Annotated in this window: 23 protein-coding genes; 16 read left to right on the forward strand and 7 right to left on the reverse strand. The window is 64.9% G+C overall.

What is annotated here, in order from left to right; translation table 11 throughout:
• Nucleotides 1-193: 193 nt before the first annotated feature.
• Together serA and VFC51_12345 are read right to left on the reverse strand one after the other, a co-directional pair.
• Nucleotides 194-1768 (reverse strand): phosphoglycerate dehydrogenase, encoded by a 1575-nt coding sequence (serA, locus tag VFC51_12340; GenBank protein HZT07814.1) that lies wholly within the window; start codon nucleotides 1766-1768, stop codon nucleotides 194-196.
• Nucleotides 1769-1777: 9 nt separating this feature from the next.
• Nucleotides 1778-2884, reverse strand: a complete 1107-nt coding sequence (locus VFC51_12345; protein ID HZT07815.1) for an alanine--glyoxylate aminotransferase family protein — start codon at nucleotides 2882-2884, stop codon at nucleotides 1778-1780.
• Nucleotides 2885-3062: 178 nt separating this feature from the next.
• Here VFC51_12345 and VFC51_12350 point away from each other — a divergent pair, with 178 nt between their 5' ends.
• From VFC51_12350 to VFC51_12420, 15 genes are all read left to right on the forward strand, one after another.
• The gene (locus tag VFC51_12350) at nucleotides 3063-3518 is read left to right on the forward strand and encodes a VOC family protein (protein HZT07816.1); all 456 of its coding nucleotides are present in this window, start codon (nucleotides 3063-3065) and stop codon (nucleotides 3516-3518) included.
• A gap of 83 nt (nucleotides 3519-3601) precedes the next feature.
• Nucleotides 3602-4837, forward strand: a complete 1236-nt coding sequence (locus tag VFC51_12355; protein HZT07817.1) for an MFS transporter — start codon at nucleotides 3602-3604, stop codon at nucleotides 4835-4837.
• Nucleotides 4838-4932: 95 nt separating this feature from the next.
• Nucleotides 4933-5445, forward strand: a complete 513-nt coding sequence (locus tag VFC51_12360) for an adenine phosphoribosyltransferase (protein ID HZT07818.1) — start codon at nucleotides 4933-4935, stop codon at nucleotides 5443-5445.
• A gap of 13 nt (nucleotides 5446-5458) precedes the next feature.
• Nucleotides 5459-6517 (forward strand): S-methyl-5-thioribose-1-phosphate isomerase, encoded by a 1059-nt coding sequence (gene mtnA / locus VFC51_12365; GenBank protein HZT07819.1) that lies wholly within the window; start codon nucleotides 5459-5461, stop codon nucleotides 6515-6517.
• On the forward strand, nucleotides 6514-7326 hold the full coding sequence (locus tag VFC51_12370; GenBank protein ID HZT07820.1) for an S-methyl-5'-thioadenosine phosphorylase: 813 nt from the start codon (nucleotides 6514-6516) through the stop codon (nucleotides 7324-7326). The genes mtnA and VFC51_12370 overlap by 4 nt, the downstream gene beginning before the upstream one ends.
• Nucleotides 7327-7346: 20 nt before the next feature.
• On the forward strand, nucleotides 7347-8288 hold the full coding sequence (locus tag VFC51_12375) for a PfkB family carbohydrate kinase (protein HZT07821.1): 942 nt from the start codon (nucleotides 7347-7349) through the stop codon (nucleotides 8286-8288).
• Between the two features lie 48 nt (nucleotides 8289-8336).
• Entirely contained in the window at nucleotides 8337-9605 is a 1269-nt protein-coding gene (ahcY, locus tag VFC51_12380; protein HZT07822.1) for an adenosylhomocysteinase, read from the forward strand.
• Nucleotides 9602-10831: a methionine adenosyltransferase gene (gene metK, locus VFC51_12385; protein ID HZT07823.1), complete on the forward strand. Its 1230-nt coding sequence runs from the start codon at nucleotides 9602-9604 to the stop codon at nucleotides 10829-10831. Before ahcY ends, metK begins: the two co-directional genes overlap by 4 nt.
• Before the next feature lie 34 nt (nucleotides 10832-10865).
• Nucleotides 10866-11819 (forward strand): GDP-mannose 4,6-dehydratase, encoded by a 954-nt coding sequence (locus tag VFC51_12390; protein ID HZT07824.1) that lies wholly within the window; start codon nucleotides 10866-10868, stop codon nucleotides 11817-11819.
• Between the two features lie 90 nt (nucleotides 11820-11909).
• On the forward strand, nucleotides 11910-12947 hold the full coding sequence (locus tag VFC51_12395; protein ID HZT07825.1) for a GDP-mannose 4,6-dehydratase: 1038 nt from the start codon (nucleotides 11910-11912) through the stop codon (nucleotides 12945-12947).
• Nucleotides 12944-14440, forward strand: a complete 1497-nt coding sequence (locus tag VFC51_12400; protein HZT07826.1) for a phosphoglucomutase/phosphomannomutase family protein — start codon at nucleotides 12944-12946, stop codon at nucleotides 14438-14440. The genes VFC51_12395 and VFC51_12400 overlap by 4 nt, the downstream gene beginning before the upstream one ends.
• A complete protein-coding gene (locus VFC51_12405) occupies nucleotides 14437-15507 on the forward strand; it encodes a bifunctional phosphoglucose/phosphomannose isomerase (protein ID HZT07827.1) in 1071 nt (356 codons plus the stop codon). The genes VFC51_12400 and VFC51_12405 overlap by 4 nt, the downstream gene beginning before the upstream one ends.
• Nucleotides 15500-15748 carry a Fe(2+)-trafficking protein gene (locus VFC51_12410; GenBank protein ID HZT07828.1) on the forward strand — a complete coding sequence of 83 codons (249 nt, stop codon included), beginning with the start codon at nucleotides 15500-15502 and terminating at the stop codon, nucleotides 15746-15748. Before VFC51_12405 ends, VFC51_12410 begins: the two co-directional genes overlap by 8 nt.
• 145 nt (nucleotides 15749-15893) lie before the next feature.
• Complete coding sequence (locus VFC51_12415) at nucleotides 15894-16406, forward strand: hypothetical protein (GenBank protein HZT07829.1); 513 nt, start codon at nucleotides 15894-15896, stop codon at nucleotides 16404-16406.
• A gap of 39 nt (nucleotides 16407-16445) precedes the next feature.
• Complete coding sequence (locus tag VFC51_12420) at nucleotides 16446-18152, forward strand: LysM peptidoglycan-binding domain-containing protein (GenBank protein ID HZT07830.1); 1707 nt, start codon at nucleotides 16446-16448, stop codon at nucleotides 18150-18152.
• A gap of 108 nt (nucleotides 18153-18260) precedes the next feature.
• Here the strand turns inward: VFC51_12420 and VFC51_12425 are convergent, their stop codons facing one another.
• From VFC51_12425 to VFC51_12445, 5 genes are all read right to left on the reverse strand, one after another.
• Nucleotides 18261-18893 (reverse strand): cytidylate kinase-like family protein, encoded by a 633-nt coding sequence (locus VFC51_12425; protein ID HZT07831.1) that lies wholly within the window; start codon nucleotides 18891-18893, stop codon nucleotides 18261-18263.
• A gap of 5 nt (nucleotides 18894-18898) precedes the next feature.
• Nucleotides 18899-19828, reverse strand: coding sequence for a branched-chain amino acid transaminase (locus VFC51_12430; GenBank protein HZT07832.1), 930 nt, complete (start codon nucleotides 19826-19828; stop codon nucleotides 18899-18901).
• 100 nt (nucleotides 19829-19928) lie between these two features.
• The gene (locus tag VFC51_12435; GenBank protein ID HZT07833.1) at nucleotides 19929-20342 is read right to left on the reverse strand and encodes an NUDIX domain-containing protein; all 414 of its coding nucleotides are present in this window, start codon (nucleotides 20340-20342) and stop codon (nucleotides 19929-19931) included.
• A complete protein-coding gene (locus tag VFC51_12440) occupies nucleotides 20342-21418 on the reverse strand; it encodes a sensor domain-containing diguanylate cyclase (GenBank protein HZT07834.1) in 1077 nt (358 codons plus the stop codon). Before VFC51_12440 ends, VFC51_12435 begins: the two co-directional genes overlap by 1 nt.
• A 22-nt stretch (nucleotides 21419-21440) precedes the next feature.
• Nucleotides 21441-21899 carry an NUDIX hydrolase gene (locus VFC51_12445; GenBank protein HZT07835.1) on the reverse strand — a complete coding sequence of 153 codons (459 nt, stop codon included), beginning with the start codon at nucleotides 21897-21899 and terminating at the stop codon, nucleotides 21441-21443.
• 329 nt (nucleotides 21900-22228) lie between these two features.
• On the opposite strand from VFC51_12445, the gene VFC51_12450 reads away from it, so the two are divergent.
• Nucleotides 22229-24745, forward strand: a complete 2517-nt coding sequence (locus tag VFC51_12450) for an ATP-binding protein (GenBank protein HZT07836.1) — start codon at nucleotides 22229-22231, stop codon at nucleotides 24743-24745.
• Nucleotides 24746-24772: the final 27 nt, after the last annotated feature.

The following is a 24772-nucleotide window of genomic DNA, read 5'->3' on the forward strand; positions in this document are numbered from 1 at the left end:
CGGGCTGCGCCCCGGATGTTGGCATGAGCCGAAATCCGAGCGCGTAGAAGGGCAGCGTGGCGAGGCAAACGGCAGCGAGGAGAACCACGATGCTTTGCTGCGTGGGGGAAAGCCCGCGATACCAGTTTTTCATGATCCGTCCCGCCCAGAGAGTCGGGCCGCTGGGCTCTCGGCCCGGGCGGCACGCTCTCGGTTAGATGCGGACCACCTTCACGTACTCCAGACCGGAGATCCCCCGGATCTTTTCGACGACACTGGGCGGCACCGGATCATCGACAGAGAGCAGCATCAACGCGGGGCCACGGGCCCGCTCGCGCCCGACCTGCATCGATGAGATGTTAATGTCCATACTCCCCAGAATGGTCCCCACCTGGCCGATAACACCAGGGCGATCGACGTGGTGGGTCACTAGCACGTTGCTGCTCGTGGGGACGACGTTGACCCAGTACTCATTGATCCGCACGATGTGCGGTTCGCCTTCGATCGTGGTGCCGCCGACCGAAGAGCTTGCCCGGTCCGTCTCGACTCGCACGGTCATCAGGTTCGCGTAGGTCTCGGTCGCCGGGCTCTTGCGCTCCGTGACGTTGAGGCCGCGGTTGCGCGCGACGATCGCCGCGTTGACGAGGGTCACATTCTCTTCGGAAATCGGCTCCAGCAGGCCGCGAATGACTGACGCCTTCAGCGTCGAGGTGTCGTGCTCCGCGATTTCGCCGGCGTAGACGATCTCCACGCTGCGAAGCTGCCCCTCAGCGAGCTGCGTCGCGACACTACCGAGGGCTTGGGCGAGCCGAACGTATGGGCCGAGCACCCGCGCGCTTTCCGTCGAGATGGGAGGCGCGTTGACCGCGAACGGGGCTGGCCGACCTTCGAGGACCGCGATAACCTGCTCCGCCAGCTGGACGGCGACGTTCACTTGCGCCTCGAGGGTGCTGGCGGCGAGGTGCGGGGTCGCCACGACTTTCGGGTGCCGAACGAGGGGATTGTCGCCGGCTGGCTCGACAGAGAACACGTCCAGGGCCGCACCGGCGATTGTGCCCGTGTCGAGCGCCGCGAGCAGATCGCCCTCATGGATGATTCCGCCGCGGGCGCAATTGACAACCCACGCAGTCCGCTTCATGCGCTCGAGCTGCTCGCGCCGAATCAATCCTTCGGTTTGGTCCGTGAGGGCCACGTGCACGGTGAGGAAGTCGGATTCCGCCAGGAGTTGGTCGAAATCGACCAGACGCACGCCGATGCGCTCGGCGTGCTCCTCGGATACGTATGGGTCGTACCCTACGATCTCCATCTCGAATCCCTGGGCGCGGCGGGCTACCTCCGTTCCAATCCGCCCGAGCCCGAGGATGCCCAGCGTTTTCCCTCTGATCTCGAGGCCCATGAATTTCGCGCGCTCCCACCGGCCCTCGCGGAGGGCCGCCGCAGCCTGCGGGATGTTTCGCGCGGCGGCGATGATGAGGCCCAGTGTGTGCTCCGCCACGGCAATCGTGTTGCCCGCGGGCGCATTCACGACGACGATTCCGCGCTGCGTCGCCGCGTCTACGTCGATATTGTCGACGCCTACGCCGGCGCGGCCGATGACCTGGAGATTCGAACCGGCGGCTATGACGTCGCTGGTGACCTTGGTCTCGCTCCGAACGATGAGTCCTTCATAGTCCGGGAGGATGCCGAGGAGCTCCTCGCGGGAGAGGCCAAGCCGAACGTCCACGGTGGTGTGAGCGGCGAGCGCGTCCACACCGTCCTGCGCAATCGGGTCGGTGACCAGGATTGCCACTCGGCGGTCCTACGCGGTGTGCTGCGCGCCGACAGGCCTCGATGGCGCTCGGTTCAGGCACTTTCCGAGCGCGTCGATAACAGCGTCGATGTCCTGTTCGCTGCACCAACCCAGGTGGCCGATGCGCATGGTCGTCGTCGTTGTAGCGCCCTGGCCTATCGCTACCACGGTGTCGAACTCATCCTCGAGCTTTTTGGCGATGTCGCGCGAATTGACACCTTCGGGGGTGTAGAAGGCAGTGACGGTGTTGGACGCGTGCTTCGGATCGGCGAAGAGTTTCAGCCCGAGAGAGTGAACGCCGGCGCGGCAGTGTGCGGCCACCCGAGCGTGGCGGGCGAACACCGCGTCGCGCCCTTCTTTCCTCAGCATGGCGAGGCTGGTCTGCAGCGCATAGAACACGGTAATGGCCGGTGTCCACGGCGTCTCGCCGTGTTCGAGATACTTTTTCGCGGCCGTGAAGTCCCAGTACATGCGTGGAATCGTCGCCTTCTGGTGGCGTTCCCACGCGAGCGGGCTCATCGTCGCGAAGGCAAGTCCGGGCGGAGCCATCCAACCTTTTTGGGAGCCGCTGAGGACCACGTCGAGGTGCCACTCGTCGCTCTTGACCTCGATCGACCCCACCGAGCTGATCGCGTCGACGATGAGCAGCTTGTCCCGGGCCTTGATCTCGCGGGCGAGGGCCTCCAGGTCGTTCGTCACGCCCGTAGAGGTCTCGTTGTGGGTCAGGAGCACGGAGGTGATCGCGGGATCGGCATCGAGGCGTCGGGCGATTTCGTCTGGCTCGGCCGCCTGACCTGCGGGAAACTCCACTTTTACGACGTCCAGCCCGAAGCGGCGTGCGATCTCCGCGAATCGATCCCCAAAGTTGCCGATGGAGATCGCCATGACCCGCTCGCCGGGCGACAGGGTGTTGACGACGGCAGCCTCCATGGCGCCGGTTCCGCTCGCTGTGAGAATCAAAAGGTCATTCTCGGTCTGAAAAAAATACTTCAGCTCTCGAGTGACTTCATCGATGACCCGCGCAAACTCCGGCCCACGATGATTGATCATCTGCCGCTTCATTGCCGCGAGCACGTTGTCCGGCAGCGGCGTCGGACCGGGTATGCGCAAGTTCATTCATGACCTCCAGCGGACTCCGAGAGAAGGTGGATGCCAAACTATAGCCGTCCCGGTAGGGCGGATCAACCTGACCGACGAGTGCGGCGGCCCCCGGTCACGTCGCTACAATGGAGCCCCGGCCGCCTTGCCGGATGGATGACGTGATCGACCCGGACAGAGGATCGGAGGTAGTCATATGGCAGCGGCGCCAGTGCGCGGGCTTCCCACGCAATTGAGCCACGTCGCGATCCGGGTACGGGACCTGGACCGCGCGGTCGATTTCTACACCCACGTCGTCGGCCTGAAGCTCCGCGGTCGCCGCAAAGGCGCCGCGTTCCTCGGAATCCGTGAGGACGCATCTCATGAATTGGCGCTCTTCGCTCTTCCACCCGAAGCGCCAGGCCCGAATCCCGAGGGCGTTGGCATGTACCACATGGCCTGGGAGGTGCCCAGCTTCGAGGACCTGGAGCAGTTTCATCGGCGCCTTGTGGAGAGCGGCGCGCGCATCACCGGCTACAGCGATCGGCAGTGCAATGTCATGTTCCTCGATCCGGACGGGAATGAGCTGGAGGTATTCTGGGAGTTGCCCCGGGATTTAGCCGAGCTGGCGGAGGGGCCCGGCGGCGTGGCGCTCCCCCGGCTGGCTCACTGAACGGCTCAATGGTCGGATATGATCGGGAACGCCTCCGAACACAAATCATCGGCGCGATGCGACGCTCGATGAGGCGACCGTAGGTGGCGGAGTCCGCGTCAGAGACGCGTCCCGCCACCGAGCGCGTGGGTCCTTTCGCAGCCTTCGAGAGCCCGGGATACCCCTTCTTCTGGCTCAGCTCCGTGGCGGCGAGCATGGGCGTGCAGACCCAGACCGTCATCGGCCAGTGGCAGGTATACGCGCTCACCCATTCGCCGTTCCAGCTTGGTCTGGTAGGGCTCATGAACGTGCTTCCCATCATCCTGTTTGGCGTTTTCGGTGGCGCGTACGCGGACATGGCCGACCGTCGCAAGCTCGTCGCGCTGAGCCAGGTGGTGCGTATCGGAGTCGTGGGTGCGCTCGGGCTGCTTACCGTCAGCGGTGCGATCGAGGTGTGGCACGTGTACGTGGGTGGGTTGATCGGGTCCTTCGCGACGGCATTCGATCAGCCGTCCCGCCAGGCCATGATCTTCTCCCTTGTACCGCGGCGCCACCTCCTCAACGCCGTGACGTGGCACAACGTCCAGCGGGATACGTCGAACCTTGTCGGTCCGGCCGCCGCGGGGATCATCATGGCCGCCGTGAGCATTGGCGCCGCCTATTTCGCGAACGCGCTTCTCTTCGTCCCCCTCATCATCGCCATGATTCGCCTCCGCGTTGGCGGGGCGCCTCCGGCTCGGCCGAGCGCGGCCGGCCTTCTTCGCGATGGTCTGCAATTCGTCGGCCAGTCCCCCGTCATCGTGACTTCCCTGGCGCTGGACTTCTGCCTCAGCTTTTTCGGGGCTTACCGCGGCATTCTCGCTCTCTACGCGCGCGACATCCTGCGCGTAGGGCCGGAGGGATTCGGGTTTCTCACCTCCGCGGTGGCGGTCGGCGGCATCCTCGGGTCGAGCATTGTTCTGAGTCTCGGAGAATCCAAACACAAGGGGCGGATCCAGATCGGCGCGATGCTCGTCTACGCCGGTGGCGTGGGGGCCTTCGGCCTGTCGACCCTGTTTCCTCTGTCCCTCGCGCTCGCCGGCGTGCTCGGGTGTTGCGATACGGTCGCGGGCACGATGCGGCGCAGCATCGTCCAGCTCGCGACGCCCGAAGAGATGCAGGGACGGGTGGGCGCGCTGCAGCTCATCGTTGCACAGAGCGGCCCGGCGCTGGGAAGCGCGCAGGCCGGCACGATGTCGGGCATGATCGGCGGGCCGGCAGCGTTGAGTATCGGAGCCGTGGTGTGCGGCACCGCCGCGCTCGCGGCGGCGATGCGGAGCCGCGCGTTTCGTGAGGTGTGACGCACCGGGCTCGCGGGGCGGTCTCTCGGTCGACCGGGCGAGTTCCGCTAGAATAGCGATACCGATGGAGTCCGGAAGCCGCGGAGGGGGTTGCGTTGAACCTTGCCGCCAGAATTCGTGACATCCCAAACTTCCCGGTTGACGGGATCCTGTTCAAGGACATCACGACGCTTCTCAAAGACCCCGCCGCGTATCGCGACGCCATCGACCAGCTCTATCACGGGGTGCGCGAGCTGCGGCCCGACGTCGTCGTCGGGATGGAATCGCGCGGCTTCATCTTCGCGGCGCCCCTCGCGTACCTGCTCAACGTCGGATTCGTTCCGGTGCGAAAGCTCGGAAAGCTACCGGCCGACACGCTGAGCGTGGAGTACGAGCTGGAGTATGGGACGAACACCCTCGAGATTCACCGCGATGCAATTTTGGAAGGGCAGCGCGTGCTGATCGTCGATGACCTGCTCGCCACCGGGGGCACGGTTTCCGCGACCGTCGACCTCGTGCGGCAGCTGGGCGGCACGGTCGTTGGGACGGCGTTCTTGATCGAGCTGACCGACCTTTGTGGACGCGCCCATCTCGATGGCCACCCCGTGATCAGCGTGATCACCTTCTGATGCGCGACGTTCCATGAGCGACGTCCGGACGATCGCTCGGCGTGGCACAACGGTAGAGCTGATCGATCAGACACAGCTCCCGTCTGCCATGGTCACCGTGACCTGTCAAACGCACGAGGATCTCTGCGCCGCCATTCGCAGCATGCGAATTCGGGGCGCCCCCGCGCTCGGCGTCGCGGCGGCGTATGCCATGGCGCTGGGAAGCGAAGGCGCGCCGGAGCAGCCGGAGCTATTCCTCAACCACATGACCGCCGTGGCCGACGAGATTCGGGCCACGCGCCCCACGGCGGTCAATCTCTTCTGGGGTGTCGAGCGGGCGCTCAAAGCGGCGCGAACGGTTGGTGACCGCGGCGCCCCCAGCACGCGCGCAGCGCTCTGGGCCCTCGCGGACCACCTCGCCGAAGAGGACGTGGCCACGAATCGTCGCCTCGGCGACCACGGGGCAGCGCTCGTTCCCGACGGTGCCCGCGTCCTCACGCACTGCAACGCCGGCGCGCTCGCGACGGTTGGGTGGGGCACCGCCCTGGGCGTGATCCGTTCCGCGGTTCAGCAGGGAACGAACCTGCACGTGTTCGTAGATGAGACGCGACCATTCCTGCAGGGCGCACGGTTGACGGCTTGGGAGCTGGCCCAGGACCAGATTCCATACACCTTGATCACCGACAACATGGCCGGCCACTTCATGGCGCGTGGCGAGATCGACCTGTGCATCGTCGGTGCCGACCGGATCGCCGCCTGCGGCGACGTAGCCAACAAGATCGGTACGTATGCGTTGGCGGTGCTGGCACAGGCCCATGGGATCCCGTTCTACGTGGCGGCTCCGACCACCACGATCGATCTCAGCATCGAGACCGGCTCGGAGATCCCGATCGAGGAGCGCGATCCGTCGGAAGTGGTGGCCTTCCACGGCGTTCGCGTCGCGCCTGATGGGGCCGCGGCGCGACATCCCGCCTTCGACGTGACCCCGAGTCGATATGTGACCGCCATCATTACGGAAGCCGGGATCGCGCGGTCGCCGTACGAAGAGGCCCTCGCCTGGGCCGTCAACACAGCCGCGAGCGCGTCCTCATGATGGCGCGCGAGTCCGTTGCGGAGATCGGCGTCTTTGGAGGATCCGGCTTTTACAGCTTGCTGGAGCACGCCGTTGAGCGCACCGTGAATACGCCGTACGGGCATACGAGCGACCGGGTCTCCATCGGAGAGATCGCCGGTCGTCGGGTCGCCTTCATGCCGCGCCACGGCGTCGGCCATCGGTTCCCTGCCCACCGCGTTAACTATCGGGCGAACGTGTGGGCGATGTGGCAGCTCGGCGTGAGCCGTATTCTCGGGCCGTGCGCCGCCGGCAGCCTCCAACCGGGGATTCGCCCGGGCGATTTCGTCGTGTGTGACCAGTTCGTCGACCGGACGTCCGGTCGAGCCGATACCTTCTACGATGGTCCACTCTCGGTGCACATCAGCGCGGCGGACCCGTACTGCTCCGAGCTCCGAGCACTCGCGTGCGACGTGGGGCGGTCGCTGGGAATCACGGTGCACGATCACGGGACCGTCGTGGTGATCCAGGGCCCGCGGTTCAGCACGCGCGCGGAAAGCCAGTGGTTTACGCGGATGGGCTGGGAGGTGATCAACATGACCCAGTACCCGGAGGCGATCCTCGCGCGCGAGCTGGAGATCTGTTACCTAAACGTGTCGCTCATCACCGACTGGGACGTTGGACTGGAAGGGGTCAGCGACGTCCAGCCGGTCACCGTCGAGGAGGTGATCCGCGTGTTCAATGCGAACAACGAGCGGGTCAAGGCGTTGATCCACGAGCTGGTGCCGCGAATTCCCCGGGCGCGCAAGTGCGCCTGTGGCTCGGCGCTGCAAGGAGCCGTCATTGGGTGAACGGCTCGCGGGTGGCGCTCATGCCTGATGCTCTCCCGGCTCTGGTGGTGGGATCGCTCGGCCTCGACAGCCTCACCACGCCGTTTGGCTCGGTGACCGACGTCCTCGGGGGAACGACGTCGTACTTCTCCCTCGCGGCCAGCATCTACACGGACGTGCAGCTCGTCGCGGTCGTGGGAAGCGACTTCCCCGACGCGTATCGAAGCATATTCGAAGAACGTCGGATCGACCTGCGCGGCCTGCAGGTTCGTGAGGGAAGAACATTTCGTTGGGCCGGGCAATACCGATACGACATGAACGTCGCGGAGACGCTGGACACGCAGCTCAACGTCTTCGCCGATTTCCACCCCAGCCTACCGGATGACTATCGCCAGACTGAGTATGTCTTCCTGGCCAACATTCAGCCCACCCTTCAGCTCGAAGTGCTCACCCAGATCCGGAGCCCGAAGCTCGTGGTCATGGATTCGATGAACCTCTGGATCGAGACGGCGCGAGATAACCTGACCGAGGTGATGCGTCGAGCTGACATCGTTCTTCTCAACGACAGTGAGGTGCGGCAGTACACGAGGACCGCCAACCTCATCGCCGCGGGCCGCGCGATTCTCCAGCTCGGGCCGCGGGCAGTGGTGATTAAGAAAGGCGAGCATGGCGCCCTGTTGATCTCCCAGGATGACGGCGTATTCGTGGCGCCCGCCTTTCCCCAGGAGGACGTGCAGGACCCGACCGGCGCGGGCGATTCCTTCGCGGGCGGGTTCGTCGGGTATCTCGCCAGTCGTGACGACACGTCGCCTGAAGCGATTCGGCGCGCTATCATTCACGGCTCCGCGATCGCATCCTTTACCGTCGAGGACTTCAGCGTTCGGCGTCTGCAGCAGCTCACCAGCGCCGAGGTCCTCGAGCGCTACGCGACGTTCCGCAATTTGACGCGATTCGTCGACGAAGGGCTTGAAGTTGGGGCCTGAGCGCCTGGCGAAACGGCGCCGTAAGCTGCCACGTGAAAGGAGCACCATTTGACAACGACGCCGGCCGATTTTGATATTCGGGACCTCTCCCTCGCTGAGCAGGGGCGTTTGCGGATCGAATGGGCGGACTCCCAGATGCCCGTGCTGCGGGCGATTCGCGAGCGCTTCGCCCAGGAGAAGCCCCTCAACGGCATCCGCCTCTCCGCTTGCCTCCACGTTACGTCGGAGACCGCGAACCTCGCCATTACGCTCAAGGCGGGCGGCGCGAACGTCCGCCTGTGCGCCAGCAATCCGCTCTCGACCAACGACGAAGTGGCCGCGTCGCTCGTGGCCGATCACCATATCCCGACGTTCGCTATCAAGGGCGAGGATGAGACGACCTACTACGCGCACCTGGACGGCGCCGTCCGCGAGCCCCCGCAGATCTCCATGGATGACGGCGCCGACCTGGTCACCTTGCTCCACACCAAGCGGTCTGACCTGCTGACCAACATCATCGGCGGCACCGAGGAAACGACAACCGGGGTCATCCGACTCAAGAGCATGGAAGCGAACGGTGTCCTGCGATATCCCATCGTGGCCGTGAACCAGGCGGATACCAAGCATCTGTTCGACAATCGATACGGCACCGGGCAGAGCACGATCGACGGCATCCTTCGTGCCACGAATGTGCTCCTCGCTGGCCGGAACGTCGTCATCTGCGGGTACGGATGGTGCGGGCGGGGCGTCGCGTCGCGAGCGCGCGGTATGGGCGCGAATACCATCGTGACCGAAGTCGACCCCACGCGCGCGATCGAAGCGGCGATGGATGGGAACCGCGTGATGCCGATCGCCGAGGCCGCGCGGATCGGGGACATCTTCGTCACCACGACGGGCAACATTCACGCCATCGGCATTGCGCACCTCCGCGCGATGAAAGATGGCGCAATCGTCGCGAACGCCGGGCACTTCAACGTCGAGATCGACATCGATGCGATGGAAAAGGAAGCCGCGAGGCGCCAGGTTCGACCGTTTGTGGAGGAGTTCACGTTCCCGAATGGGCATCGCGTGTTCCTGCTGGGCGATGGTCGACTCATCAATCTCGCGGCGGCCGAGGGTCACCCGGCGGCGGTGATGGACATGAGCTTCGCGAACCAGGCCCTCTGCGCCGAATACATGGTGAAGCACGCCAGCCAGCTGGAACGCAAGGTGTATGACGTGCCGGTCGCAATCGATCGCGAGATCGCGCGGCTCAAGCTGCGGAGCATGGGAATGGAGATCGACGAGCTCACAGCGGAGCAGCGAAACTATCTGGAATCGTGGGAGATGGGTACATGACCACCACATTTATGTCGTCGCCTCGACTGCTGTTCACGTCCGAGTCCGTGACGGAGGGGCACCCGGACAAACTCTGCGATCAGGTCTCGGACGCGATCCTCGACGCGATCCTCGAGCGGGATCCGTTCGGTCGGGTGGCGGCGGAGGCCGCGACGACGACCGGGCTCATGGTGGTCATGGGCGAGATCACCACCTCTGCCCAGATCGATTTCCAGGACGTGGTGCGCTCCACCATCCTCGAAGCTGGCTACACGGACGCCGAGTACGGGTTCGACGGGAACACCTGCGCGGTGATGGTCTCCGTAAAGCGCCAATCTCCTGACATCGCGATGGGGGTCAATGCCGCGCTGGAGACCCGGGTTGGCCGAGAGTCCGACGAGGGCGACGAGATCGGCGCCGGTGACCAGGGCATGATGATCGGATTCGCGTGCAATGAGACGCCCGAGCTGATGCCCATGCCCATCGCATTCGCCCATCGGCTCACGCGTCGCCTCGCCGAGGTGCGAAAGACCGGCATCTTGCCGTGGGTGCGCACCGACGGAAAGTCTCAAGTGACGGTGGAGTACAACCACGGGATCCCGAAGCGCGTCGATACCGTCGTGATCTCCACACAGCACGCCCCGAGTGTGACAAACGACGAGATTCGGAAGCAGGTGATCGAGCAGGTCATCCGGCCCTGTCTCCCCGAGGAGATGCTTCAGGGCACGAAGTTCCTCGTCAATCCGACAGGACGGTTCGTGATTGGCGGACCGATGGGAGACGCTGGTCTGACCGGCCGGAAGATCATCGTCGACACGTATGGCGGGATGGCACGCCACGGGGGCGGCGCGTTTTCGGGCAAGGATCCGACGAAGGTGGACCGATCAAGCGCGTACGCGGCGCGGTACGTCGCCAAGAATATTGTCGCGGCGGGGCTCGCGGATCGCATGGAGGTTCAGCTTGCCTACGCCATCGGCGTGGCGAAGCCCGTGTCGATTTGCTGCGAGACGTTCGGCACGCATCACGTTCCGGAGCCGGAAATCGATCGCCTCGTCCGTGAATGTTTCGACCTTCGGCCTGCGAAGATCCTCGAAAACCTCCGCCTGCGGCGCCCGATCTACCGAAAGACCGCCGCATATGGCCACTTCGGCCGGACGGACATCGACGCGCCGTGGGAGGAGACGGACAAGGCGGATCAGCTTCGCGAGCTGGCGGGTCTGGGCAAGAGCCCGGTCAAGGTCGGCTAATTCTGGCGTCCGTCGACGCGGCAGGCAGGTCCTCGTGCGGGCCCTGATCACTGGCGTCGGCGGCTTCGCGGGGCAGCACCTCGCCGCCTTCGCGTTGGCACGCGGGGATAGAGTCTTCGGCGTCGCGCGCGGTCCCGTTCAGTGGCACGTCGACGACCTGGCGCAGAACCCAGCGTTCACGGTGATCGAAGCGGATTTGGCCGCGCGGGATGAGGCCGACCGCGCGGTGACAACCGCGGCGCCGGATCACGTGTACCATCTGGCGGCGCAGTCATCGGTCCACGACTCCTTCGCAAACCCCGTTCAGACGCTGCACAATAACATCGCCTGCACGGTGCACATCTTCGAAGCTGTCCACCGCGCCGCGCCGGGCGCCCGGGTCCTCGCCGTAAGCTCCTCGGAGATCTACGGCCGAAGCAGCGCGCCGATCGACGAGGGCGCGCCCCTGCGCCCGGAGAACCCGTACGCGGTCAGCAAAGCGGCCCAGGACTTGCTCGCCTACCAGTACGGCGTGACCCATGGATTGGACGTCGTTCGAGTTCGCCCGTTCAACCACATCGGCCCGGGCCAGAGCGACCGGTTTGTCGCGTCGAGCTTCGGCCGCCAGATCGCCGAGATCGAGGCTGGCATCCGGAACCCGAGCATCAAAGTGGGAAACCTCGACGCGCGGCGCGATTTCACGGACGTGCGCGACATGGTTCGCGCCTATCGAATCGCGCTGTTGAGAGGGGAGAAGGGGGCTGCCTACAATGTCGGGAGTGGACGAGCGATCGCCGTTCGCGATCTACTCGACCGATTCATCGCGCTTTCGCGGGTGCCCGTGTCAGTCCAGGTCGCGGAGGACCGCCTGCGCCAGTCCGATGCGCCGGTGATCGTATGCGACTGTCGGCGCTTCTCGTCGCGCACGCACTGGGTGCCGAGCATTCCACTGAATCAGACCGTCGAGGACATCGTGACATACTGGCGCGCGGCGGTTCGGGCAGCGTGATTCGCTCGGGGTTGATTCGCGCGATGTCGAGTCCCAATCACTACCGCCACACGTGACGACGTTCGCGCGTGTTCGGTTTGGAGGAACTGGGTGCGGGTGCTCATTACCGGGCTGACGGGCATGGCCGGCAGCCATCTCGCGGAGATGCTTCTCGATCGCGGCGACGTGGAGATTTTCGGGACGATGCGGTGGCGGAGTCGGCTCGACAACCTCGACGACATCGCTTCCCGCGGGTTGCTCAATACGATGGAGGGGCTGCAGATCCGCGACGAAGCATCGCTCAGCCAGCACGCCCGTCCCGGCATGGTCAATGTCGTGGAGTGCGATCTGTGCGACGCTACGTCCACGGTCCAGATGATTGGCGCCGTTCGTCCGGACTGGATCTTCCACCTCGCCGCTCAGAGCTTCGTGCCGACCTCGTGGCACAGTCCGGCGCAGACCATCCAGACCAACGTCCTCGGTCAGCTCAACCTGTTCGAGGCGATCCGACGGGTGGGTCTCGAGCCACGAATACAGATCGCCGGCAGTAGCGAGCAGTACGGGCTCGTTCACGAAAGCGAGGTGCCAATTCGCGAGACGAACCCGTTCCGACCACTGAGCCCGTACGCGGTGAGCAAGATTGGTCAGGAGATGATGGCGTACCAATACCACAAGAGCTACGGCTTTCACACCGTGGTCACGCGCGGGTTCAATCACACAGGGCCGCGCCGAGGACAGGTCCTCGCCACATCGAGCTTTGCCAAACAGATCGCCGAGATCGAGGCGGGGCTTCGCGAGCCCGTCATGGAAGTCGGAGACCTCAGTAGCAAACGGGATTGGAGCGACGTGCGGGACATCGTGCGGGGGTATTGGCTGGCTCTTGAGCACTGCAATGCTGGCGAGTCTTATAACATCGGCTCCGATCGTGCGATCGCGGTCGGGGAGATGCTGGATATCTTGCTCGGGCTCAGCTCGAAGCGGATTGACAAGCGCGTCGATCCCACGCGCCTGCGGCCATCGGACGTCAAGCTGTTGTGCGGGGATTCGTCCAAGTTTCGTGGCGCGACTGGCTGGGCTCCCACCATCCCGTTTACAAAGACAATGGAAGACTTGTTGAATTACTGGCGAAAACGTCTGAGGAAGCAATGATGAGCCAGAGCGCGCCGCTGGACAGCTCGCGAGGTGCATCGCCCGCCGCGGCGACGCGGGCCCATACCCGAATCGAGTTCGGCACCGATGGCTGGCGCGCCATCATCGCCGAGGACTTCACCTTTGCCAACGTCCGGATTTGCGCCCAGGCGGTCGCCGACTACCTCAGGGACACTGGGCTGGTGGACCGGGGGCTCGTCATCGGCTATGACACCCGGTTCGCGTCTGAGCATTTCGCGGCCGCGGTGGCGGAAGTCGCGGCCGCGAACGGGCTGCGGGCGTACCTTTGTGGCGCGCCAGCGCCCACGCCGGTCGTTTCGTATTCGGTCCTGCACCGCCACGCGGGCGGCGGTGTCGTCATCACGGCGAGCCACAATCCCGGGGAGTGGAACGGATTCAAGTACAAGCCGGACTATGCTGGATCCGCGTCACCGGAGGTCGTGGCGGCGCTTGAGGACCGAATTCGAAGCATTCAGCGCTCGGGCGACGGCGTTCGCACGATGTCCCTCGCGGCGGCCCGAGCCGCAGGCGCCGTCCAGATCATCGATCCCGTCGCCCCGTACTCCGAGCAGATCGGGCGTTTGGTGGATCTGCGGCGACTGCGTCAGGCCGGCCTCACTGTGGTGGTCGATTCCATGCACGGGGCGGGAAGCGGGTATTTCCGTCGACTGCTGGAAGGTGGGACGACGCGCGTTGTCGAGATTCGAAGCGAGCGCAACCCAGTATTTCCCGGCATGCACAACCCTGAGCCGATCGCACGGAACCTGGAGCCCCTCGTCGAGCGGATTCGCGCGGAGCATGGCGACATCGGGCTCGCGACTGACGGCGATGCCGATCGGATCGGTATCGTCGACGAGCGCGGCGAGTTCATCAATCAACTCGAAACCTATGGCTTGCTGCTCCTCTACTTGCTTGACGTGCGGGGCCAGCGAGGACCGGTGGTCCGATCGCTGACGTCGACCTCCATGGCGGACCGTCTGGGCCGGCGATTTGGCGTCCCCGTCTACGAGACGCCGGTGGGATTCAAATACGTGGGTCCCAAAATGATGGAAAGCAACGCCATCATGGGTGGAGAGGAAAGCGGCGGCTTCGGCTTCGCGGGGCATATCCCCGAGCGCGACGCGATCCTGGCCGGTCTATTCGCTCTCGACCTGCTGGTTCAGCGCGGCCGACCGTTTTCGCACCTCCTCAGCTATCTGGCCGACATGGCCGGGCCGTCGTTTTACGCCCGCATCGACTTAACGTTCGATGCGGGCGAGCGGGAGCGTATCCTTCGCCAAGTCGCCGAATTCCAGCCGGCCGTGATCGATGGAAGCCCCGTGGTCTCCACGAATGACGTTGACGGCAAAAAATTCATGTTGGATGATGGCTCCTGGCTCTTGATCCGGTTCTCCGGCACTGAGCCGCTGCTGCGGATCTACACGGAAACCACGAGCGCAGCCCGAGTCTCCCGATTGCTGGACGTCGGTCGTTCGATTGCGGGCGTACCGTGATCGACCTCGACCAGCCGCCGCAGTTCGCCGACGTTGATGGACTGGGCATGCTCGAACGCATCCTCGGGTTGCCCGAACAGATTCGAGACGCGTGGGCGATGACGCGCGATCTCGACCTCCCCGACTCCCACGCCGAAGCGGCAAATATCGTCATCTGCGGAATGGGCGGGTCGGCGATCGGCGGGGACCTGGTCCGATCCCTGGCAGACGATGAGGCGCGCGTGCCGATCGCCGTGGTTCGAGGCTACGACCTTCCGCGGTACGTCGATGGGCGATCCCTCGTCGTCGTCTCAAGCTTCTCGGGCGCCACGGAAGAAACCCTTTCGGCGTTCGACCAGGCTCTCGAAAGAGGAGCCCGCCTTATCGCTCTGACACAGGGCGGGCCGCTCCTCGATCGCGCGCAGTCTCACGGTGTGCCAGTGGCGCGATTCGCGTTCGCGGGCCAGCCGCGCGAGGCGATCGGGTACTCGATGGTCCTGATGCTCGGCGTGCTCTGCCGCCTGAGATACCTGAGCGATCGCGCCCCCGATGTCGATCGCGCCGCTACCACCTTGTCGCAGATGCTCGCCACCATCGGGCCCGACGTCCCGGCGGAGTCGAATCCCGCCAAGCGTTTGGCGCAGCGGCTCTATGGCAAGCTCGGTCTGGTGTACGCGGGCGGCCTGCTCGCGGATGTCGCCCGTCGTTGGAAGGGGCAGCTCAACGAGAACGCGAAACACTGGTCGTTCTTCGAGGTTCTCCCCGAGCTGAACCACAACGCCGTCCTCGGCTATCAATTTCCCACGGACATCGCGCCGCACGTGCTCGTCGTGACGCTGTCCAGCTCGCTCAACAATCCCCGAGTCCGGGTGCGGGAGCGCGTGACGGCGGAGCTGCTGGCACGGTGGGGGGTCGCCACGGAGGTCGTCAACGCGCGGGGGACCTCCCCGCTCGAGCACGTGCTTTCGACAAGCTACGTAGGCGACTTCGTAAGCTACTACCTCGCGCTCGTGAACGACGTGGATCCGAGCGACATCAACACCATCACGTTCCTGAAGGCGCGTCTGGAGCGCGAGAACCATGGCTGAGGAACACCAGGTCAAGTGCACGCGATGCGGCGAGAAGGGACCTGGCCTACCGCGACCGCCACTCGCGGGCGAGATCGGACAGCTCGTGTACGACAACGTGTGCCGAAGCTGCTGGGGTGAATGGTTCGAACAATCGGTCGGAGTGATCAACCATTACGGCCTCAATCCTGCGATCCGCGAGGATCGGCAGCAGCTGTACGAGGTGATGCGGGAGTACCTCGTCCTGCCGGGAAAGGCGTGACCGCGCGGGCGTGAGGGGACTGAGACCCGGATCAGCACAATTTGGAACTAGTTCCGAATGAATTGTGTGACATCTGGGACGGCATGCCGTGGGATGTCCGGTATCATTGGCGTGGCGCATCGGGATGGGATGACAAGGGGGGCGATTGGCAGAAGAGAGCGCCGAACCGAACGCCCGTGACGCCGTGGCTCCCGGCGAAACCACTCCGCCGCTGCCCGTGCCCCACCAGTACTGGCTGCGCGTGCACGGATATCCTTCGGATCTCTCGAATGAGGTTGTTTACTACAACGACTTCTTCGATCTGCGCGAAGGCGTGCTCGCCTCCGATCCGACCATCAATCTCAGGCCGCACGATGTCATCATCTACTATGCTGATGGCCCTTCGATTGTTTATGGCGTTGCGACCGTGACGGGCGAGGTCGAGGGTCCGCTGCCGGACCCGCGCCGCGGTCAGCGCTGGATCGTTCCGATCCGCCGAGAGCTGCTGATCCGCGCCGTTGACAAGTCTCCGCCAGCGGCGACTCTCGCCCCGCCGAGCGGGCGTCACTTCCTCGCCCGCGTGCGCGATGCAACGTACATTCGCCTCCCGGATGAGGATGGCGAGTATCTCATCGCCCAAGTCAAGAGTCGAGCCGGTCCCACAAAAGCCGCGGATTGACGCGCCGAGTCCGGCGGAACAGGGGAGCATCGAGCGGTCATGACCGCAGTGCGCGTACGCTCACCGTATCGGAGACTCCTTTCCTGGGCACGCGCGCTGGTCGTGCAGCCCGCGACGCGCGCCGAGCGACTCTACGCCGCGCTCGCGGCGGGGCTCTGCCTGGGTCTCCTGGCAACCTACGGTGTCGGTCAGCTCGTGGAGGGGTTCGATCAGCAACGGACGCGGGCGCTTCTGGCGGACGGGAGGGACCCGGTCCTCGGGGCCCTGCGGCAACCGGGGTCGGCGAGCGCGGCAGATCTCGGCCACCAGGGGGCGGAGCAGGCCGCGGCGCCGTTGAGCCTGCCCGCCTGGGTTCAGACGGCTCGTGGGACCACTCTCTGGAACGCGCCCAGCGGCGGTTCGTCTGTAGCGTCCCTGCCGCAGTGGCAGTATCTGAAAGTCGCTGGCGCCGAGGCGGATCGCTTTCACGTCCAGAGCGCGCCCCCTGGCGCGGTCTCGGAGGGGTGGGTTGACCTGGCGGACGTTGGGGTGTCGGGGCCGCCGGCGGACTGGGTCGCCGCCTCCAGCGACCTGACCTTGTTCGCCGGAGCGGATAGCAGCGACCGCATCGGGACGGTTCCGGCGGGAACGAACCTGGAAGTGTCGGGGGAGGGCGCAGCGGATCGCTTGTTCGTGTATTGGCCCAGAGATCCCACGTCACGGAGAACGGGATACGGATGGGTAGCACGCGACCAGGTCGCGCCCGCGGCGCCCCCCGCCGAGCTGGCGCTCCCTTCACCGCAGTTTCACGCGGTCGCCCGCGGGCTCCCGGGAACGTATCGAGCGCGGCTCGGGGACTCAGTCCAGAGTATCGCGACGCGGTTTGGACTCACCGTCGACGCGCTGCTTCGCATGAATGGGCTCGATTCTCCCGGGAAGGTCGTGGTCGGACTCGTTCTGCAAGTTGCCTCAGTGGACCCACCGTCGGTCCAGGCGCCAGGACCCCGCAAGGTTCGCGATCTCTCCCCCGGGCTGATCAGCGCGGAGCACGCCGTGGTCGTCGACGATGAGTCGGGGGAGATCCTCTGGGCCAAGGACGCCAATACGCCGGTCCCCCCTGCAAGCTTGACGAAGATTGTCACCGCTCTCGTGACCCTCGACCACGCGAACCTGACCGACAATGTGGTCGTGCACGTGGACAGCAGGAAGATGACCGACAGCACGGTGATGGGTCTGTACCCAGGCGAACAGTTGACGGTCGAAGATCTGCTCTATGGGATGATGCTTCCTTCTGGCAACGACGCGGCTCTCGCCCTGGCGCAATACGTGGCCGGAACCAAAGAGTCCTTCGCGGACCTCATGAACGAGAAAGTCCGGTCTTTGGGCCTCACCGGCTCGCACTTCGTAAATCCCCACGGTCTCGACGCCGCCGGGCACGTCGCGTCCGCGTATGACATGGCCATGTTGGCGCGTGAAGGAATGCGCAATCCAGCCTTTCGGTCGCTGGCCGCGGCGCGGACCTATGACACTCCCCATGGGAAAGGCTATTCGCTCTCCAACCTCAACCAGCTCCTGTGGCGGTACCCGGGCGCCGATGGCGTCAAGATCGGGTTCACGGACGCAGCCGGCAGAGCGATCGTGGGGTCCGCGACGCGAGATGGGCATCGCGTGATCGTCGTCGCGTTGCGGAGCGCCGACACCTACGCGGACTGCTCGGCGCTGTTGGATTGGGCCTTCGGCTCGTATTCCTGGCAAGAAGACGAGTAACGCCGAGGGGGACCCGCGGCCGGCTCCCCGCCGCTGGCGACGGCCGCGGCGCCCTCCGGGCCCGACGGAAACGGCGGGACAGCGTGATGGCTTGGTGTCGTGCTGGCGCTACATGCTGCGGGCGGTCTGGCAGATGAGATCCGCTGCGAGCTCTCGACCGACGTAGCCCGCGTTGATCAACAGGTGATAGTTCTGAGGCGCTTGCCAATCCGCGTGGTAGAAGTGGCGCGCATACCGCGCCCGGGCGCCATCGAAGTCGCGGACGATGCGCTCCGCCTCCTGTCGACTCACGCCCTGCTCCTTCACGACCGAGAGCGCGCGCAGATCGAACGGCGCGTAGATGTGCACGTGCAGCGCCCGGGGATGGTTTCGAAGGACGAACTGGCTTCCGCGGCCGACGATCACCGCGTTGCTGCTCCGCGCGGCCTCCTGAATGACCTGCTCGGTCACCTGGACGTACGTTCGATTGGACAGGTCCATCACGTCGCCGGGGGCCTCGACGAGGTCCGGCGGCGATGACGCATCCGGATAGCTCACGCGCAGGGCGTTCACCAGCCGGCTGATCAGGGTCTCCCCGCGCTCGTCGTGCTCACTCACGACGTCCTCGGGGAGACCCAGACGCAGGGCTACCTCGTAGATGAGCTGCCGGTCGAGAAGGGGCGCGTCGAGGATCTGCGCGACGCGCTGGGCAATCTCTCCGCCGCCGCTCGCGAACTGACGGGAGACTGTCACGACGGGCATGGTCGTCAGGCGCCGACGATCGCAGGGGCCACGGGCGTGCACCACTTTCGGTACTGCTCATTGTTGCCGTGGATGATGTCGACGTACAGGCGCTTCAGCTCGAGCGTGACCGGACCCGGGCGGCCCGACCCGATCGTCCGATGGTCGATGTCCAGGACCGGAGTCAGGTGCGCGGCCGTGCCGGTCATGAAGCATTCTTCCGCCGTATACAGCTCCGACCTGGGGATCTGGCGTTCGACCGTCTCCATGCCCAGCTCTTTGCGCGCCAGATCGATGACCGTGTTGCGCGTAATTCCCATCAGGATGCCCTCGGCGGGCGACGGCGTCACGAGCTGGTGATCGGAGACGAGGAACACGTTCTCGCCGGGCCCCTCAGAGACGTTGCCGTCCTGAGTGAGCATGATGGCCTCGTCGTATCCATTTTCCTGCGCTTCCAGGTGGGCCAGCGCGCTGTTGATGTAGATCCCAGTCACCTTGGCGCGCCCGGGAATCGCCGTGTCGGGCACGCGCCGCCAGGAGGACGTGCAGCATCGCACGCCGTCCCCCTCGAGATAGGCTCCAAATGGCGCGACGAAGATGTTGAGGTCGCTCTCCAGATCGCGAATCCCAAGTCCGATGAACTCCGCCGACTTGTACGCGATCGGCCGAATGTACACGTCTTCCTGGAACCCGCTCATCCGGACGAGCTCCACCGTCAGATCGCACAACTCGTCGACCGACTCATGGATGTCGATGCGAAGGATGTGGGCGCTGCGCTTGAGGCGTTCGTAGTGCTCACGCATGCGAAACAGGTAGATCTGCTCGTGGGCGTCGTTCCAGTTTCCGCGGATGCCCTCAAAACAGCCGGTCCCGTAGTTGAGGGCGTGGGTCATGATGCCTACCTTGGCCTCCTCCAACGGCACAATGCGCTTTCGGAAGTATGCATATGATCCCACGCTTGCTGCTCCTTTTCAGTCGAAATGTGCCCACACAGGGGGCAGAATGGTCGAGCGTCCGAGGACGAAACGAGGTTCGAAACGCTCACCCGCGGCCGGGCTAGGAGCTGGACCAGCCTCGGCGATTGCGGATGAGCTGACGTACCTGGCCCGCTACGCGCGACCACAGCTCACGATTGTTGTCGAATGTGAGCACGTCCCCTACCTCCGCAATCGGAAACGCAGCGGCGTCAATTCCGGCATGCTCTGCCCATTCCGGGCTATCCGTGACCCGCATGAAGAAGTACGCAACGTCGCGAGTCTCTCCGTCGGATTGATACGGTGCGGTCCCGGCTTGCCCGATGATCTCCGCTTTGACGCCGGTTTCCTCGCGCACCTCGCGGATGGCGGTTTCTTCCAGGGTCTCGCCCGGATCCACCCAGCCTTTCGGAAACACCCATTCCCCCCGAAGGGTCCGCCGGAGGACGATCCGATCGCGCCAGACGATTATACCGCCAGCCTGAACGGGCCCCATCAGTCAGGCCGAATGTAGGATCTGTTGCGTCCTCGCTCCTTAGCCTCGTAGAGGGCTTGGTCAGCAGCGGAGAGGAGCGTGGCTGCGTCGGTGTATGGCGCGGCCTGCCAAGCCCCACCGATGCTCAGCGTGAGGCGTGCGCGCGGTCGATCGGGGCCAACGGGGAAGGACAGCCGTTCGACGGCCTGCCGGACCTTCTCCGCCACCTGCAGGAGTGCAAGCTGGTCGCACCCAGGAAGGATGGCGGCGAACTCCTCCCCGCCGTAGCGCGCGACCAAGTCGGTCTGCCGCAGGTTCTGGAGAATCGTCTGGGCGATCTTGCGCAGGGCGACGTTGCCTTTCGGGTGGCCGAAGGAATCGTTGAAGGCCTTGAAATTGTCGATGTCGGCCATGATGACCGCGATCGGGTACTTGAACCGCTTGGCCTTCTGAATCTCCTGAGCGAGAGCGGTCCGAAACTGGCGGAGATTGAACAGTCCCGTTGTCGGATCCGTTATCGCCAGGCGGCGCGTCTGCTGGTAGAGGCGCGCATTGGCGATGGTGACCGCGGCGCTGTTGGCCATCAGATCCATGACACGGAGGTCGTCCTCGTCAAACTGCTGCTGTCGAAGGACGACGATGGCGCCGAACGATTTTCCGCGGGTTCGCAGCGGCATCGCCACGAATTCCTGGCCTTGACCACCCTGCTGGATGTGCCGCGCCATCGGTTCGTCGCCGCAGAGCGCCTCGGCCGCAAGTCCGTCGAAGAGGTCCGTCGGTGCGTCGTCGTGCGGGCGCGCAGCGACGAGCTTCAGCGCCTCGTGGTGGTCTTCGAGGTAGATCGCGCTGACGGAGTCGGGGAACAGGTCGATGATTCCATCGGCGCAGATGCGAATGCATGCGTCAACGTTTCGAGCGCCGGCGAGGCGCGTCGCAAGAGCACTGAGCGTCGTCATCTGCTGGAGGCGGAGCCGCAGCTCCAGGTACGTGCGGTTCAGGTCCTTGGCGTAGGCGTCGAGCTGCGCATAAACGGCCTGCAGATCGCGGATCTGCGCTTCCAGCGACTCAACCCGACCGGGATCTGCTGTTGTTGTCACCCGTTCGTCACCGATGGCCGACCTATGACGTTGCCACAGGCGGGGGAAACCCCGTGCCGAAGCGCGCGCGTGTCCGCCGGAGTGCCCGCTCGACGATCTCGACCTCGCTGGCAAAGGACATGCGCTTGATCGCCTCGACCTCCGGCAGCCATTCGACAAAGTCATTTTCCCAGTCGTGGTCGTTGACGCTTCCGCTGATCGCATCTAGCAGGTAGAAATAGACGGTCTTGTGGTGGCGCACGCCGCGCGCGGAGAACCAGTAGGTGATGTCGCCGAGGGGCTCGAGGATCCGCACGGAGATGCCTGTTTCCTCGCGCACCTCTCGCATCGCCGTTTGTTCCAGGGTCTCACCCGCGATCGGGGTGCCCTTGGGAATGCTCCACCGCTCCGGCCGCGCGCGCCCAACGAGGACCACCTCGAGGGTCGAACCGGCTAGTCGGGTGATCACGCCGCCGGAAGAGACGTCGCGGACGGTTCTCACCGATCGCCCCCATCGCAGCACTGCATGCCATTGTACACTCGTGTGCCGTGGTTGGACATTCTGGTGACCGCGGGCGAGCCGTTGATCGGCGACGCTGGCCGTGCGATCAGTGTACAATGGCTGCTTGTCATAAAGGACCAATTTTGAGGCGGCAACCGTAACCGCCGTGAGCCGGCAGGAGCATCGGTCGGTTTATGTATCGAGCGCGCGTCGCTGATCGCCAGGGTCGCTCCAATAACCGTCCTGCTCTCATCAGTTTGCCGGTGCGCTCGGAATACCGCCGACGCCTGCGCCGCCTGTCCTCTATCTCCGAGATCGCGTTCGGTCCAGTGCAATGGACTGTGGCGCTCCTTTTCGCAATGGTGATCGGCCGCTCGGCGGGCATTGCGCCAGGCACGATCGGAGCGCTCGCCTGCGGGCTGGCAAGCGCATGGGCCGCTCGCCGTCGCACCGATACCCAGCTCGCATGGGCGGCTGTCGCGGTGTCGTGTGTCGGCTGGATTGTGAGCGCGGTTGCCGGTCGTCAGGGCCTCGGCAGCACCTGGGTCGAAGCCGGATTCTTCGTCTTCGCAATCGGGGTAACGGCCGGCCAGCTCGCGTGGCCGGAGCTTCGCGGGTCCACCGAACGACTCGTTGCAACGGTCGTCGACGTCGTCGCCGTCCTCTCGACCCTGGCGCTGTGGACCGTAGGCGGGCTTTCCCTGCTCAAGGTGATCGTACCGGTGCAGATGGCTGAGTCCACGATTCGTTCCGCCGATCTGGTGCTGCCCCTGGTCACGGCCATCGTGGTGGCCCCGCAGCTCGCTACCGGTCGGAGACGATGCGTGTGGGGCGTGGCGCTCGGGATCGCGTTTCTCTTTGTCGGAAACCTCTTGCCGGGCCTCGAGTCGACGAAGCTGGCAGGACTCTTCATCGCGGCGCCAGTTCTGAACGCTTTGGCATTCGCCGTCATGCTGGCATCGATCGTGAGCGGCCAGGTGAGCGCTCCCACGGCGGACTTGCTCGACCACGATCGCATCCGTCCTCCGTTCCTGTTGCCCGGGCTTCTCGGAGCGGCGGGTCTCGTGATGGCCCTGCTCGTTGTCGAAGGGGGAACCCTGTTTGTCCCGGATTTTGCTCTGCTGGTGGGAGCCTGCCTGGGCGCTCGTGAAGTGCTGCGCGTGCGTAACCGTCGCCACGCGGACGAGCGCCTGGCTGCGTCGCTCGATCTGGAGGGTCGTCTCCTCACACTGCAGGGCAACACCAGTGAGACCGTTACGCCGCAGGAGACGATGAATCGTTCGTGCAGCCTCGCGATGGAAGTGCTGCGCACCAACGCTGCCTTCGTGTGGGTCGTGGAATCGGATGTCCTCGTGCTCCGCGCCCTCGGACCCAAGCCTGGTTTGCCCGAAGGTCTCCTCGGTCGTCGCATTTCGATCACCGACCCCTACGCGCTTGCCGCTCGCATTGTCCGGACCGGCGCCTCGGAAGCGTGCGACGCCGGGTCAGCCGATTCCCGCGTCGATCGCTTCCTCGCCACGCTCCTCGACGCCGGGCCGCTGCTCGGGGTGCCAATCCTCGGGGAAGAAGCGCCGATTGGAGTGTTCGTTCTGGTCCGGGCGCGCGGAGATCGTGCCTTCAGCCACTGGGACAAACAGAAAGCTGCCCTCATCGCCGCGCAGATCGCCACGACGTTCCGGCACCTCGAGCTTCACGACGAGCTGGAGAATCAGCTTCGGGAGGCCACGCTCGTCCATCGCTTCGCGGTCCAGGCAGGCACCGCGCGGTCGCTCAACGACGTTGCCTGGTACCTGCTCGAGTCGATTCGGTCGCGAATTCCGCTGGACCGCGGGTCGGTGTACCTGGCGGACTCCGCGTCGCGGGGCTCGTACACGCCCATTGCCTACTTCCCCACCCGCGCTTTGGAACGAGATCAGGCAGGTGGGCCGGACCATGCCGACCTGCGGGTGCCGCTCCGCACTGGCGACACCCTGGTTGGACACATCGAGCTTCGGCGCAGAGAAGGCGGCCCCTTCACACCCGGCGAGACCCGCATCGCCGAAACGCTGGGGCACCAGGCGGCCATCGCCCTCCAGAACGTTCGCTTGCAAGAAGAGTCAGGAAAGGTCTCGACCTATCGCGAGTTGGACCGGCTCAAGACCGATTTGCTGAACGCCGTTTCTCACGATCTCCGCGGCCCGCTCGCGAATATCAAGGGGTACGCGGCAACGCTCGTAGACTCCGGGAGCGACATGCCGCCGGACGAGCAGCGCTCGTTCCTCGAAACCATTGAGGAGGAAGCGGATCGCCTGCGCGACCTTCTGAATCATCTCCTCGACCTATCCAAGATCGAGGCGGGTGTGCTCAAGATCGAGAAGAACCCCCTTTCGGTAGAGCGATTAGTGCAGCAAACGCTGTCGAGCGTGCGCTCGCCCGATCACCAGTACGACGTTCGCGTTCCCCGAGAGCTTTCAATCCTGGGCGACGCCAAGCGCCTGCGTCAGGTACTGAGCAACCTTCTGGAGAACGCCGCGAAATATTCTCCGGACGGCGGAGCGATCTCGGTGCGCGCCACGGCTACCGACGCCGAAGTGGTAATCTCAGTGGCCGATTCCGGCGTTGGAATCCCCCGCCACCAATGGGATCGCGTATTCCGCCCGTATCAGCGCGCGGACACCGCGACGAGCCGGGGCATCAGCGGAAATGGATTAGGCCTGGCGATCTGCAAGGGAATCGTCGAGGCCCACGGTGGCCGCATTTGGGTCGAGAGCGAGCCCGGCGAGGGGAGCACCTTCTCGTTCACCGTGCCTCGGGCAGCGGGTGACGCCATCGCTGGGTTCGATGATCAGGACGCGCCACAGACATGACTTGGACCTCGGCGGTCCATTGCGCAT

It is taken from the genome of Chloroflexota bacterium (assembly GCA_035652535.1).
Lineage (GTDB): Bacteria > Chloroflexota > UBA6077 > UBA6077 > SHYK01 > DASRDP01.